Source organism: Achromobacter insuavis (assembly GCF_902859645.1).
Classification (GTDB): domain Bacteria; phylum Pseudomonadota; class Gammaproteobacteria; order Burkholderiales; family Burkholderiaceae_B; genus Achromobacter; species Achromobacter insuavis.
The window spans coordinates 1-13,384 of sequence record NZ_CADIJR010000010.1 but is presented as its reverse complement, the minus strand read 5'-3'; the positions used below and the strand labels follow the sequence as shown (position 1 = coordinate 13,384).

Annotated in this window: 10 protein-coding genes; 3 read left to right on the top strand and 7 right to left on the bottom strand. The window is 68.8% G+C overall.

Going from position 1 to position 13,384, the window contains the following annotated elements; genetic code table 11:
• Nucleotides 1-64: 64 nt before the first annotated feature.
• Nucleotides 65-1,756: a SulP family inorganic anion transporter gene (locus H0523_RS07890; RefSeq protein WP_082404283.1), complete on the bottom strand. Its 1,692-nt coding sequence runs from the start codon at nt 1,754-1,756 to the stop codon at nt 65-67.
• 305 nt (nt 1,757-2,061) lie between these two features.
• On the opposite strand from H0523_RS07890, the gene H0523_RS07885 reads away from it, so the two are divergent.
• A complete protein-coding gene (locus H0523_RS07885; protein ID WP_054428534.1) occupies nt 2,062-3,042 on the top strand; it encodes a Bug family tripartite tricarboxylate transporter substrate binding protein in 981 nt (326 codons plus the stop codon).
• A 99-nt stretch (nt 3,043-3,141) separates the two neighbouring features.
• On the opposite strand, the gene H0523_RS07880 is transcribed toward H0523_RS07885, so the two are convergent.
• The 3 genes from H0523_RS07880 to tkt form a co-directional block, all read right to left on the bottom strand.
• Nucleotides 3,142-4,335, bottom strand: coding sequence for a phosphoglycerate kinase (locus tag H0523_RS07880; RefSeq protein WP_054428535.1), 1,194 nt, complete (start codon nt 4,333-4,335; stop codon nt 3,142-3,144).
• 98 nt (nt 4,336-4,433) lie between these two features.
• A complete protein-coding gene (gap, locus tag H0523_RS07875; protein WP_006390861.1) occupies nt 4,434-5,444 on the bottom strand; it encodes a type I glyceraldehyde-3-phosphate dehydrogenase in 1,011 nt (336 codons plus the stop codon).
• Nucleotides 5,445-5,459: 15 nt separating this feature from the next.
• Entirely contained in the window at nt 5,460-7,496 is a 2,037-nt protein-coding gene (gene tkt / locus H0523_RS07870; RefSeq protein ID WP_054428536.1) for a transketolase, read from the bottom strand.
• A gap of 260 nt (nt 7,497-7,756) precedes the next feature.
• Here tkt and H0523_RS07865 point away from each other — a divergent pair, with 260 nt between their 5' ends.
• Nucleotides 7,757-8,230: a hypothetical protein gene (locus H0523_RS07865; RefSeq protein ID WP_054428537.1), complete on the top strand. Its 474-nt coding sequence runs from the start codon at nt 7,757-7,759 to the stop codon at nt 8,228-8,230.
• Between the two features lie 104 nt (nt 8,231-8,334).
• Entirely contained in the window at nt 8,335-9,066 is a 732-nt protein-coding gene (locus tag H0523_RS07860; RefSeq protein WP_054428538.1) for a 16S rRNA (uracil(1498)-N(3))-methyltransferase, read from the top strand.
• 69 nt (nt 9,067-9,135) lie between these two features.
• Here the strand turns inward: H0523_RS07860 and H0523_RS07855 are convergent, their stop codons facing one another.
• The 3 genes from H0523_RS07855 to H0523_RS07845 are packed head-to-tail and all read right to left on the bottom strand — an operon-like array spanning nt 9,136 to nt 13,101.
• Nucleotides 9,136-9,603, bottom strand: coding sequence for a barstar family protein (locus H0523_RS07855; protein WP_054428539.1), 468 nt, complete (start codon nt 9,601-9,603; stop codon nt 9,136-9,138).
• Complete coding sequence (locus tag H0523_RS07850; protein ID WP_231689738.1) at nt 9,600-10,832, bottom strand: patatin-like phospholipase family protein; 1,233 nt, start codon at nt 10,830-10,832, stop codon at nt 9,600-9,602. The genes H0523_RS07855 and H0523_RS07850 overlap by 4 nt, the downstream gene beginning before the upstream one ends.
• Nucleotides 10,813-13,101, bottom strand: a complete 2,289-nt coding sequence (locus tag H0523_RS07845; RefSeq protein ID WP_054428540.1) for an NADP-dependent malic enzyme — start codon at nt 13,099-13,101, stop codon at nt 10,813-10,815. The genes H0523_RS07850 and H0523_RS07845 overlap by 20 nt, the downstream gene beginning before the upstream one ends.
• Nucleotides 13,102-13,384: the final 283 nt, after the last annotated feature.

The window sequence follows — 13,384 nt, the reverse complement described above, 5'->3', positions numbered from 1 at the left end:
CCCGGTCGCGTAGACGGATCAGCATGGACGGACGGGGCGGCGACAGCGTCGCCCGCCCAGAGGCTCAGGACAGCGTGGCCGGCGCCGGTCCCTGGCGCCAGCGCTCAATGGCCTCGACCGCCTGTTCGGGCGAGGGGAAGATCTTGTCGCGGCCGATGCGGTCGGCCAGGCCGGAGCGTTCCAGCGCCATGCGGAACTGGCCATGGCCGCCCGCCACCAGCAGCACCATGCCGCGATCGCGCAGCTCGCGCCGCAATTCGTACAACGCCTCGATCGCGTCGGCGTCGGCCTGCGTCATGGCCTCGGCGTCCAGCACGAACCAGGTGACGTCGCCGGCCTGCTCGATGATCTCGCGCGCGCGCCGCCGGAACGCGTCGGCGTTGAAGAACCACACCGACGATTCGAACAGCCAGATCACCGTGCCCGGCACCGGCTGCGCCTGCGGATTCAGGTGCATCTTGCCCAGCACCGACTCGCCCGGCAAGCGGCCCAGCAGCGCGTCGCGCGGATTGCCGGACACATACATGGCGTACAGCAGCGTGGCGCCGACCGACACCGCCACGCCCTGCAGCACGCCGAAGCCCACCACGCCGACCGCGGCCAGGATGCCGAAGGCCAGCTCGATGCGCGAGATCCGCGCCAGCCGCATGAAGGCCTGGCCGTCGAACAGGCTGGTGGCCGCCAGCAGCAGGATCGCGGACAGCACCGCCTGCGGCAGCCAATACAGCGGCGCGCTCAGCAGGCCCACCACCAACGCCAGCGCCGCCGCCGCGCTGACGCCGACCAGCGGCGACGAGCCGCCCGCCGCCAGCCCCACCGCCGTGCGCGAATCGGCCCCGGTCACCACGAAGCCCTGGAACAGCCCCGCCGCCACGTTGGCCGCGCCGAAGCCGACCAGCTCGCGGTTCGGGTCCACGTGTTCGCCGCTGCGCGCGGCGAAGCTGCGCGCCGTCACGATGCCGCTGGAGAAACTCACCACCAGCACGCCCGCCGCGCCCAGCAGGATGTTGTCCACGCCTTCGAGTCGCACCGGCAGGCGCAGCGCCGGCAGGCCCGCCGGCACCTCGCCCACCACCGCGATGCCAAGGTTGGGGAAGTCGAACAGCCATGACAGCAGGCAGGCGCCCACCACCAGCATGATCGGTCCCGGCCAGGTCGGCCGCCAGCGCTTGATCGCCACCAGCAGCAGGCACGACGCCAGCCCCAGGCACAGCGTCGGAATGCGGATCTCCGACACGCGCCGCGACAGTTCCAGGAACGGATGCACCAGCCCGCTGTTGCGCAGTCCCACGCCGGTCAGGCCGCTCAGTTGCGACAGCGCCAGCGTCACCGCCACCCCCGCCATGTAGCCGATCAGCACCGGCCGCGACAGCAGGTTGGCCAGCACGCCCAGCCGCAGCACCCGCGCGATCAGGCAGCCCACGCCGACCGTCAGCGCGATCCCGGTGGCGGCCACCAAGCGGTCTTCCGGGGTGGTCAGCGCCATGCCCGTCAGCGTCGCCGCGATCAGGGTGCAGGTGGCGGTGTCGGGCCCCACGATCAAGGTGCGCGAGGACCCGAACAGCGCGTAGCCCAGCATGCCGGCGATCGCCGCCCACAGCCCGGCCACCGGCGGCACGCCCATCATCGCGGCATAGGCCAGTCCCACCGGCAACGCCACCGCGGCCACGCTCAACCCCGCGGCGATATCGCGGCCGGCGGACTCCCGGGTGATGCCCCGGAAATTGTTCAGGCCAGGAAGAAATCGTAGAGTCATGGAGCGGTGAAACGGAGGAAACGGAGAGAGGAAACCGCGGGGCGCGGAGGAGCGCCAAGCCTACACCAGTCTACGTCCCCAAAACCGATGGCAAATCAAACCGTCTCGCCGCCGGGTGGCGCCCGCGCGGAACAGATCATTCCCAAAAGGAATGAAATTCCTTAAATATTTATCCCTTTTTATCAAGTGGCGGATTGCGTAGAGTCCTGGACACAACAAACGCGGCCCCAAGCCGCCCCGGCGCCGCCCACGCGGCCCTCGGACAACAGCGCGGCCGCTCGCCGGACCGCGCATCAGGAGACTCCATGCCCCACGCATTCCTGCGCCGCGCCGCGAGCGCGCTCGCCCTGGCCGCGCTCGCCGTCGCCCCCGCCCTGTCGCAGGCCCAGGCCTACCCCGAGCGGCCCATCAAGCTGGTCGTGCCCTGGCCCCCCGGCGGCGCCACCGACGCCCTGGGCCGCATGCTGGCGCAGCGCCTGACCGAACGCCTGGGCCAGACCGTCATCGTCGACAACAAGGCCGGCGCCGGCGGCAACATCGGCACCGCCGCCTTTGTGCGCGAAAAACCCGACGGCTACACCCTGCTGGTCGCCACCAGCTCGACCAACGCCGCCAACCCGCACCTGTACGCGCGCCTGGGCTTCGACCCGGTCAAGGACTTCACGCCCGTCGCCTTCGTCGCCGAGATCCCCAACATCCTCGAAGTGCCCAAGCAATCGCCCTACCAGTCGGTGCGGCAGCTGGTCGACGCCGCCAAGGCCGCGCCCGGCAAGCTCAACTACGGCTCGGGCGGCGTGGGATCGTCGCAGCACCTGGCCGGCGCCATGTTCAAGGCCCGCACCGGCGTCGACATCCTGCACATCCCGTACAAGGGCAGCGGCCCCGCGGTCTCCGACCTGCTCGCGGGCCAGGTCGACATGATGATCGACACCGGCTCGCTCGCCCAGGTCCAGGCCGGCGCCCTGCGCGCCCTGGCCGTCGCCTCGCGCCAGCGCCTGCCCGCCCTGCCCGACGTGCCCACCTTCGCCGAAGCCGGCGTCAACGACATGCATGCCTCCGCCTGGTACGGCATCGTCGCGCCGGCCGGCACGCCCGACGCCATCGTCGAGCGCCTGAACCGCGACATCAACGCCATCACCGCCGACCCCGCCATGCGCCAGCGCATGGAATCGATGGGCGCCATCGTCCCCGCGGGCCAGACGCCCGCCGCCTTCGGCGACTTCATGCGCGCCGAGATCGACCGCTACGCCGGCATCGTGAAGCTGTCGGGCGCGAAGATGGAATAGCCTTTTCGCGAGGCGGCGGCGATCTCCGCCCGCACCGCTCACGCCCATGAAAAAAGCCGCTCCGAAAGGAGCGGCTTTGCATTGCGCCAGGCCAGCGACTTACTTGGCCCGCTCTTGCAGCACGGCCACCGCCGGCAGGGTCTTGCCTTCCAGGAATTCCAGGAACGCGCCGCCGCCGGTCGAGATGTAGCCGACCTGCTCGCCGATGCCGTACTTCGCGATCGCGGCCAGCGTGTCGCCGCCGCCCGCGATCGAGAAGCCCTCGGAATCCGCGATCGCCTGCGCCACCACCTTGGTGCCGTTGGCGAACTGGTCGAACTCGAACACGCCCACGGGGCCGTTCCAGACGATGGTGCCGGCCTGCTTCAGGATCGCGGCCAGCTGCTGCGCCGTCTGCGGACCGATGTCCAGGATCATGTCGTCGGCGGCGACCTCATCGGCCGCCTTCACGGTGGCTTCGGCATCCGCGCCGAACGCCTTGGCGCACACCACGTCCACCGGGATCGGCACATCCGCGCCGCGCTGCTTCATCAGCTCGATCACGGCGCGCGCCTGGTCCACCTGGTCCGGCTCGGCCAGCGACTTGCCGATCGGCAGCCCGGCGGCCAGCATGAAGGTGTTGGCGATGCCGCCGCCCACCACCAGCTGGTCGACCTTGTCGGCCAGCGATTGCAGGATCGACAGCTTGGTCGACACCTTGGAGCCGCCGACGATCGCGACCAGCGGACGCTTCGGCTCGTGCAGCGCGCGGCCCAGCGCGTCCAGCTCGGCTTCCAGCAGCGGGCCGGCGCAGGCCACCGGCGCGAAGCGCGCGATGCCGTGCGTGGTGGCCTCGGCGCGGTGCGCCGTGCCGAAGGCGTCGTTGACGTAGACGTCGCACAGCGCCGCCATCTTGCGCGACAGCGCCTCGTCGTCCTTCTTCTCGCCGACGTTGACGCGGCAGTTTTCCAGCAGCACCACCAGGCCCGGCTCGACCTTGACGCCGTCGACCCAGTTCTGCACCAGCGGCACCGGCATGCCCAGCAGCTCGGACAGGCGCTGGCCGACCTTGGCCAGCGAATCGGCCTCGGTCAGCACGCCCTCTTTCGGGCGGCCCAGGTGCGAGGTGACCATCACCGCGGCGCCGGCGTCCAGCGCCAGGCGGATGCCGGGCACCGAGGCGCGGATGCGGGTGTCTTCGGAAATGCGGCCGGCGTCATCGAACGGCACGTTCAGATCGGCGCGGATGAACACGCGCTTGCCGGACAGGGCGCCGGCCTTGGCCAGCGCGGACAGGGTATTGACCTTGGACATAATGCTTTGCTTTCCCTAGAGTTGGCGAACGAAGGGGACGAACCCGCTTTCCGCCGTGGCGGAAAACCTGTTCGTCCCCTTCGGTTCGACAGCGATGCTTACTTGGCCGACATCAGCGCGACGGTGGTGTCGAGCATGCGGTTCGAGAAGCCCCACTCGTTGTCGTACCAGGACGAAACCTTGACCAGGCGGCCCGAGACCTTGGTCAGCGACGCGTCAACGGTGCTGGAGGCCGGGTTGTGGTTGTAGTCCACCGAGACCAGGGGTTCGGTGTTGTAGTCCAGGATGCCCTTGAGCTCGCCTTCCGAGGCGGCCTTCAGGATGCTGTTCACTTCCTCGACGGTCGTGTCGCGCTTGGCCACGAAGGACAGGTCGACGATCGACACGTTGATGGTCGGGACGCGGATGGCGTAGCCGTCCAGCTTGCCGTTCAGCTCCGGCAGCACCAGGCCGACCGCGGCGGCGGCGCCGGTCTTGGTCGGGATCATGCTCATGGTGGCCGAACGGGCGCGGCGCAGGTCTTCGTGGTAGACGTCGGTCAGGACCTGGTCGTTGGTGTAGGCGTGGACGGTCGTCATCAGGCCGTTTTCCAGGCCCAGCTTGTCGTTCAGCGGCTTGACCAGCGGGGCCAGGCAGTTGGTGGTGCACGACGCGTTCGAGATGACGGTGTCGGTCGACTTCAGCACGCCGTGGTTGACGCCGTAGACGACGGTGGCGTCAACGTCCTTGCCGCCGGGGGCCGAGATGATGACCTTCTTGGCGCCGCCCTTGATGTGCGCGCCGGCCTTTTCCTTGGTCGTGAAGAAGCCCGTGCATTCCAGCACCACGTCGACCTTCAGCTCGCCCCACGGCAGTTCGGCCGGGTTGCGGTTGGCCAGCACGCGGATCTTGTCGCCGTTGACGACCATGAACTCGCCGTCGACTTCGACGGTGCCCGGGAACTTGCCGTGGGCGGTGTCGTAGCGGGTCAGGTGGGCGTTGGTCTTGGGATCGCCCAGGTCGTTGATGGCGACGATTTCGATATCGTGCTTCTTGCCACCTTCATAGTGGGCACGCAGGATGTTGCGGCCGATGCGACCGTAACCGTTGATGGCGACGCGAATGGTCATGACTAGGCTCCTTTTTTACAGAACTTGCTTGACGGTCTCGGCCACCTTGTCGGCGGTCAGCCCGAAGAACTTGAACAGCGCACCCGCCGGGGCCGATTCGCCGTAGCGGTCGATGCCGACCACGGCGCCTTCCAGGCCCACGTACTTGTGCCAGAAGGCGGTCACGCCGGCCTCGACGGCCACGCGCGGCAGGCCCTTGGGCAGCACCGATTGCTTCCAGGCGGCGTCCTGCTTGTCGAACACGTCGGTGCTCGGCATGGACACCACGCGCACCGCGATGCCGTCCTTGGCCAGCTGGGCTTGCGCGTCCAGGGCGATGGCGACTTCGGAACCGGTGGCGATGATCACGGCGCGGGCGCCGTCGGCGTCGCGCAGCACGTAGCCGCCGCGGGCGATGGCGTCCACGGTGGCGGCGTCGCGTTGCACGAACGGCAGGTTCTGGCGCGACAGCAGCAGGGCCGTCGGGCCGCCGTCATGCACGTCCATGCCGATGCTGGCCGGACGCGTCACGGCGACGTTCCAGGCCACGGCGGTTTCGGCCGTGTCGCAGGGACGCCAGAGCGACAGGTTGGGGATCAGGCGCAGGCTGGAGGCGTGCTCGATCGACTGGTGGGTCGGGCCGTCTTCGCCCAGGCCGATGGAGTCGTGCGTGAACACGTGCACCACGCGCTGCTTCATCAGCGCGGCCATGCGGATGGCGTTGCGCGAGTAGTCCGAGAACGTCAGGAAGGTGCCGCCGAACGGCAGGTAGCCGCCGTGCAGCGCCACGCCGTTCATGATGGCGGCCATGCCGAATTCGCGCACGCCGTAGTTGATGTGGCGGCCGAACTGGATGCCCTTGTCGCCGGCGCGGACGGCGGCGACGCCCTTCCAGTCGGTGAAGTTGGAGCCGGTCAGGTCGGCCGAGCCGCCCAGCATTTCCGGCAGCGCGGCGGCCAGCGCCGTGATCGCGAACTGCGAGGCCTTGCGGGTGGCGACGGTCTCGGCCTTTTCCAGCGTGGCGTTCAGGAACGCCTGGAACTGGTCGGCGTAGCCGGCGGGCAGCTCGCCCTTCATGCGGCGGGTGAACTCGGCGGCCTCGGCCGGGAATTCGGCGGCGTAGGCGTTGAACGCCGACTGCCATTCGGCCTGCGCGGCGGCGCCGGTCTTGCGGCCGTCCCAGCCGTCGTAGATGTCCTGCGGGATCTGGAACGGCTCGGCCGACCAGCCCAGCGCGGCGCGGGTGGCGGCGATCTCGTCCTTGCCCAGCGGGGCGCCGTGCACGTTGTGGGTGCCGGCCATGTTGGGCGAACCCTTGCCGATGACGGTGCGGCAGACGATCAGCGTGGGCTTTTCCGATTGCGCGCGGGCGGCCTTGATGGCGGCGTCCACGGCGGCGGCGTCGTGGCCGTCGATGCCGCGGATGACGTTCCAGCCGTAGCCCTCGAAGCGCTTGGCGGTGTCGTCGGCGAACCAGTGCTCGACATGGCCGTCGATCGAGATGCCGTTGTCGTCATACAGCACCACCAGCTTGGACAGCTTGAGCGTGCCGGCCAGCGAACACACTTCGTGCGAGATGCCTTCCATCAGGCAGCCGTCGCCGGTGAAGGCGTAGGTGTGGTGGTCGACGATGGTGTGGCCGGGCTTGTTGAACTCGGCGGCCAGCAGCGCTTCGGCCAGCGCCATGCCGACGGCATTGCCCAGGCCCTGGCCCAGCGGGCCGGTGGTGGTTTCCACGCCCGGGGTGATGCCCACTTCGGGGTGGCCCGGCGTCTTGGAATGCAGCTGGCGGAAATTCTTCAGTTCTTCGATCGGCAGGTCGTAGCCGGTCAGGTGCAGCAGCGCGTAGATCAGCATCGAGCCGTGGCCGTTGGACAGCACGAAGCGGTCGCGGTTGGCCCAGGCGGGATCCTTGGGGTTGTGGCGCAGGTTGCCGATCCAGAGGGCCTGGGCGATTTCCGCCATGCCCATGGGAGCGCCCGGGTGCCCGGAGTTCGCTTGTTGCACGGCATCCATCGCGAGGGCGCGGATGGCATCCGCCAAGGCAAGTTTAGGGGCGGTCGGATTGCTCATTCGGAAGGCTCTTTGAAGCTGGCGCGCCCACGCAGGAAATGGGGGCCAGTTGAGTAGGTTGCGAAGCAGACGATTTTAACACCTGGGGATGACCCGTCCGGCCACGGGCGGCGGGGTCCGCCAAATGGACGGTGGCCCGTGGCGAAATCGCGGCAAACCCCAGGGGGAGACAGCGATGTCATGGCGTAGTTGCCACAATTGCGGCGGGGCGGTCCGAGATTCATGATGGCCTGGCACAGCCCCTTGTCGGAATCCGTATCATGATTGCCATGTTGAGCTTCACCATTCCCGCCGCCGGCATCCTGGCCCTGCGCAACGCGCTCGGCGAGGAACGCGCCATCGCGGTGGCGCAGGCGCTGGAACAAGCCCGCCTGCAGGGCGAGGCCGATCTGCTCAAGCGCTCGCAGGACGAGGCCCGCGCCGAACTCCACGCCTATGCCCTGTCACGCGTCGACTACGCCCGCGAAAGGGCTGAACTCGAACGCGACATCGCCAGGCGCGCCGCCCAGGACCAATTCGACAGACTCGTCGAAGTCGTCGCGCAACTGCCCACCCGCGAGGAACTCAAGCGCTTCGCCACCCACGAAGACCTGGCCGAGGTGCGCCACGACCTCCTGCGCCTGGACAAGAAAATGACCGTGGGCTTCCTGACCCTGCTGACGCTGCAACTGGCGTCCAGCGCCCCCACCCTGATCGACTGGGGCATCAAGGTGGTAGGCTACGCGCTCAGGTGACCCGGCGACGAGCCAGGCCCTGAATCGCCGGGGCGCCGCCCGGGCCGCGCCCCGGGTCTCCGCCCGGCCCCAATGTCCGCCTTCCGTCCGCCACCGCACTACCCATGTCCGCTCCCCGCTTCTTCTGCGACGCCCCCCTGTCCGCCGGCGCCCGTATCGCCCTGCCGGAGGCCCTGGCGCACCACGCCATCCGGGTGCTGCGGCTGCGCGCCGGCGAATCCGTGGCGCTGTTCAACGGCCAGGGCGGCGAGTATCCGGCGGTGCTGGAAATCGAGGGCAAGGCCGGTTTCGCCCAGTTGGGCGCGTTCGATCCGCGCGAAGCCGAGCTGGCCGGCCGCATCACGCTGGTGCAGGGCCTGCCCGCCGGCGACAAGATGGACTGGGTGGTGGAAAAGGCGGTGGAGCTGGGCGCCGCCCGGGTCTGCCCCATCGCCGCGCAGCGCAGCGTGCTGCAATTGTCCGGCCCGCGGCTGGAAAAACGGGTGGCGCACTGGCAGCGCATCGCCCAGTCGGCCTCCGAGCAATGCGGCCGCAACCGGCTGATGGCGGTCGACGCCCCCGTGACGCTGGCCGACTGGCTGACGCAACCCGCCGAGGGCCTGCGCCTGCTGTGCCACCCGGAGGCCGACGCCGACCTGGCCGGCCGGCTCGGCGCCACGCCGGGCCTGCAATCGCTGACGCTGCTGGTGGGCCCCGAGGGGGGCTGGTCGGACAAGGAATTGGCCCAGGCACGCGAGGCGGGCGTCCAGGCCGTCAGGTTCGGCCCGCGCGTGCTGCGCACGGAAACAGCGGGATTGGCCTTGATTTCAGCGGCCGGCGCCTTGCTCGGCTGGTGATCGGCGCCCCCGCGACATGACAGGCAGGTGACCGGCGGGCCGGCGGCGCGAGCGCCCTGCCCGGGGTCGTCAGTCGTGTTCGCCGTAAGGCGCGGCGGCCACGCCGGGTTCGGGATCCGGGTGCCTGCCCGCGTGTTCCACCACATACGCAAACGTGCGGCCATTCTCGTGGGCGAATTCGGCGGCGTCGGCGCACACCGACTCGATGCGGGCGGCGTCTTCTTCCAGCGCCGGATCCCCCGAATGCAGCTTGTACAGCCACAGCACCACGCCGGTCTTGTGATCCAGCACGGTATCGCACAGACAGTCGTACAGCGCGTCGAGATTGCCGCCGAAATACTCGGGGAAATCCACCGCCTTGACGATGGCGCGCAGCACCGCGGAGCGGCTGCGGGCCGGGTCGCAATTGGCCACAAACAGTGCCAGGCCGAGCTCGTGCGCGGCGTCGACCACGGCCTTTTTGTCCAGCCCGTCATGGGCCAGCGCTCCACCTCGCTTCAACTGCTTCTGCAGGGTAGATTGGGCATTGCGCGTCATGCCTGTGCCTCCTTGAAAAAGGCGATCACTTCATCGTTACGCTGCATCGTATCGGCATAACCCAGTTCGATCAATCGCTTGGTGTAGCTGGACTCGAACAACAGGTAGGACATCAGCGCGCCGCCCCCGGGGCGGCTTGGATCGGACGATACACCGAGTACGCGGAAAAGGGCACGGGCCTGGGCCGGCATGTCGCCCAGGTGTTCCAGCGCCAGGGAGTCAAGGGAGCGGCTGGGGGTGATCGTCAGCACCTGGATGCGGCGCACCGTGACCTCGTCGCCCTCCCGCGGCGCGGCGTGGTCGATCAGGTAGTTCATTCGCTCCAGGCGCTCGACGTCCATCGACAGGCCGTCCAGGAAGATGCTGGACAGGGCATGGCCGCCCACCTGGGCCAGCGAGGGATACGGCGGCGCCGCCTCGCGGTGCTCGGGGTGGGTGTCGTCGCGGAACCCGGTGCCGATCACCAGCACCCGGTGCGCGCCCAAGTGGATGGCCGGGCTGATCGGCGCCAGCTGCCGCATCGAACCGTCGCCGCACCACTCGCCCTTGCCGTGCACCGTGATCTGGCGGGCGGGAAAGACAAAGGGAATGGCGGACGAGGCCATCAGGTGGTCGACCGTGATCGGCGTGGGAATGGCCAGCCGCAGGTAGCGGTGCCAGGGCTCGATCGGCGCGTGCGCCTGGTAGAACGTCAGGTGCTCGCCGCTGGTGTAGCCCGAGGCCGTGATCGCCAGCGCCGACAGCGCGCCGCTCTCCAGATTCGATTGCAGGTGGCCAAAATCCAGCACCCGGCCCAGCAGCTCCTGCATCGGGCTGTTGTCCAGCAGTGACTGGGGCCGCTTGCGCGTCAGGCCGGAATACATCCACCCCAGCGACAGCAGGCCCAGCCAGCGCACGCCGGTGCGGATCAGGCCGGGCGCGTCGGCCCGGTAGATCATGTCGGTATTGAGCGACGACCACAGGCGGCGGATGCGCCGCACCCCCAGGTGCGGCCGCTCGGCCCGGCAGGCCAGCGCCGCGGCGTTGATGGCGCCGGCGGACGTGCCGCAGATGATGTCGAAGGGATTCTTGAAACGCGAATGCCAGTCGGGGTCCAGCAGCTCCATGATGGCGCTGAGCACGCCGACCTGGTAGGCGGCGCGGGCGCCGCCCCCGGTCAGGACCAGGCCGGTCGGCGTGCGCGGGCACACCGGACCGCCATTGGTGACTTCAACGTGGCGTATTGGCATCGACCACAGTCATCGCGGTCATGTTGACGATGCGGCGCACGGTCGAGCTGGAGGTCAGGATGTGCACCGGCGCGTTGGCGCCCAGCAGGAACGGGCCGACCGCGACGTTGCCGCCGGCCGCCGTCTTGAGCAGGTTGTAGGCGATGTTGCCGGCATCCACGTTCGGACACACCAGCAGGTTGGCCTCGCCCTTGAGCGTCGAGGACGGCAGGATGCGCAGGCGCAGGGCTTCGTCCAGCGCGCAGTCGCCGTGCATCTCGCCATCGATCTCCAGTTCCGGCGCGGCTTCGCGCACCAGTTCCAGCGCGCGGCGCATCTTGGCGCCGGAAGCCGAGCTGCCCGAGCCGAAGTTCGAGCGCGACAGCAGCGCCACCTTGGGCGCCAGGAACATGCGCTGCATTTCCTTGGCCGCGGCGATGGTGAACTCGGCGATCTGCTCGGCCGTCGGCTCATCGTTGACGTGCGTATCCACCAGCACCACCGTGCGCTCGTTGAGCAGCAGGATGTTCATGGCGGCGTAGACGTTGCGGCCCGGCCGGCGGCCGATCACTTCGTCGATGAAGCGCAGGTGGTCGTGATAGGCGCCGACCGAGCCGCAGACCATGCCGTCGGCGTCGCCCAGGTGCACCATCATCGCGCCGATCAGCGTCATGCGGCGGCGCATTTCGACGCGCGCCATTTCCTTGGTGATGCCGCGGCGGCACATGCGTTCCCAGTAGGTGGTCCAGTACTGATGGAAGCGCTCGTCGTATTCCGGGTTGGTGACCTCGACGTCTTCACCCAGACGCAGGCGCAGGCCCAGCTTCTCGATGCGGGTCAGCAGCACCGACGGACGGCCCACCAGGATGGGACGGGCCAGGCCTTCGTCCACCACCACCTGCACCGCGCGCAGCACGCGCTCGTCCTCGCCCTCGGCGAACACGATGCGGGCCGGACCGCCTTCGCGCACGATGCGCTTGGCGGCCGAGAACAGCGGCTTCATGAAGGCGCCGGAGTGGTACACGAACTGCTGCAGCTGCTCTTCGTAGGCCTCCAGGTCGGCCAGCGGGCGCGTGGCCACGCCGCCTTCCATGGCGGCCTTGGCCACCGCCGGCGCGATGCGCACGATCAGGCGCGGATCGAAGGGCTTGGGAATCAGGTATTCGGGGCCGAACGAGATGTCGAACGTGCCATAGGCCGCCGCCACCACTTCGTTCTGTTCTTCCTCGGCCAGCGCGGCGATGGCATACACCGCCGCCTTTTCCATCTCGCGCGTGATGGTGGTGGCGCCCACGTCCAGCGCGCCGCGGAAGATGTACGGGAAGCACAACACGTTGTTGACCTGGTTCGGGTAGTCCGAACGGCCGGTCGCCATCACCACGTCGTCGCGCACCGAATGGGCCAGCTCGGGCAGGATCTCCGGCGTCGGGTTGGCCAGCGCCAGGATCAGCGGGCGCGGCCCCATCTTGGCCACCATCTCGGGCTTGAGCACGCCGCCGGCCGACAGGCCCAGGAACACATCCGCGCCCTCGATCACCTCGGCCAGCTTGCGGGCGTCGGTCTTCTGCATGAAGCGCGCCTTGTCCGGGTCCATCAGCACGGTGCGGCCTTCGTAGACCACGCCCTCGATGTCGGTGACCCAGATGTTTTCCAGCGGCAGGCCCAGGTCCACCATCAGGTCCAGGCAGGCCAGCGCGGCCGCGCCGGCGCCGGACGTCACGACCTTGACCTTGTCGATGTCCTTGCCCACCACCTTCAGGCCATTGATGAAGGCCGCCGACACACAGATCGCGGTGCCGTGCTGGTCATCGTGGAAGACGGGGATCTTCATGCGCTCGCGCAGCTTGCGCTCGACCGTGAAGCATTCCGGCGCCTTGATGTCTTCGAGGTTGATGCCGCCGAAGGTGGCTTCCAGGCCGGCGATGATCTCGACCAGCTTGTCCGGATCGGTTTCGTTGATCTCGATGTCGAACACGTCCAGGCCGGCGAACTTCTTGAACAGCACCGCCTTGCCTTCCATCACCGGCTTGGAGGCCAGCGCGCCGATATTGCCCAGGCCCAGCACCGCGGTGCCGTTGGTGATCACGCCGACCAGGTTGCCGCGCGCGGTGTAGCGGAACACATTGGCCGGGTCCGCCACGATTTCCTCACAGGCCGCCGCCACGCCGGGCGAGTACGCCAGGGCCAGGTCGCGTTGGTTGGTGAGCTGCTTGGTCGGCGTGACCGAGATCTTGCCGGGGCGGCCGTGCTCGTGATATTCAAGGGCGGCTTTGCGGAGGTTGGCATCCATAGGGGCGGCTACTGGCTAGAGTGAGGAACACGAAAGGGGGCAATTCTATTCCGATGGCGAACCGCGCGAAACGTTCCCTGCGCGGCCCCCGGGACGCGCCGCCCCGGCCGGGCCGCGGGCGCCGCCCATCTTACCCCCGGCTTACAAACTGTCGCTATTCGGCGGCGGCGTGAATTCGGGAAAACGCCCATACGGGTCGAACAGCGCCTTGATGCGCGCCTGCAGGGCGGCGGCCTGCCGCGGCGCCGCAGCGGCCGTTCCGGCATCGCGCGGCGCCTGGGCG

Bases quoted from the DNA above. Each gene is read 5' to 3' on its own strand.
- H0523_RS07850 (WP_231689738.1), bottom strand. From the start codon at position 10,832: ATGCCAATACGCCACGTTGAAGTCACCAATGGCGGTCCGGTGTGCCCG.
- gap (WP_006390861.1), bottom strand. From the start codon at position 5,444: ATGACCATTCGCGTCGCCATCAACGGTTACGGTCGCATCGGCCGCAAC.
- H0523_RS07880 (WP_054428535.1), bottom strand. From the start codon at position 4,335: ATGTCCAAGGTCAATACCCTGTCCGCGCTGGCCAAGGCCGGCGCCCTG.
- tkt (WP_054428536.1), bottom strand. From the start codon at position 7,496: ATGAGCAATCCGACCGCCCCTAAACTTGCCTTGGCGGATGCCATCCGC.
- H0523_RS07855 (WP_054428539.1), bottom strand. From the start codon at position 9,603: ATGACGCGCAATGCCCAATCTACCCTGCAGAAGCAGTTGAAGCGAGGT.
- H0523_RS07885 (WP_054428534.1), top strand. From the start codon at position 2,062: ATGCCCCACGCATTCCTGCGCCGCGCCGCGAGCGCGCTCGCCCTGGCC.
- H0523_RS07860 (WP_054428538.1), top strand. From the start codon at position 8,335: ATGTCCGCTCCCCGCTTCTTCTGCGACGCCCCCCTGTCCGCCGGCGCC.
- H0523_RS07845 (WP_054428540.1), bottom strand. From the start codon at position 13,101: ATGGATGCCAACCTCCGCAAAGCCGCCCTTGAATATCACGAGCACGGC.
- H0523_RS07890 (WP_082404283.1), bottom strand. From the start codon at position 1,756: ATGACTCTACGATTTCTTCCTGGCCTGAACAATTTCCGGGGCATCACC.
- H0523_RS07865 (WP_054428537.1), top strand. From the start codon at position 7,757: ATGATTGCCATGTTGAGCTTCACCATTCCCGCCGCCGGCATCCTGGCC.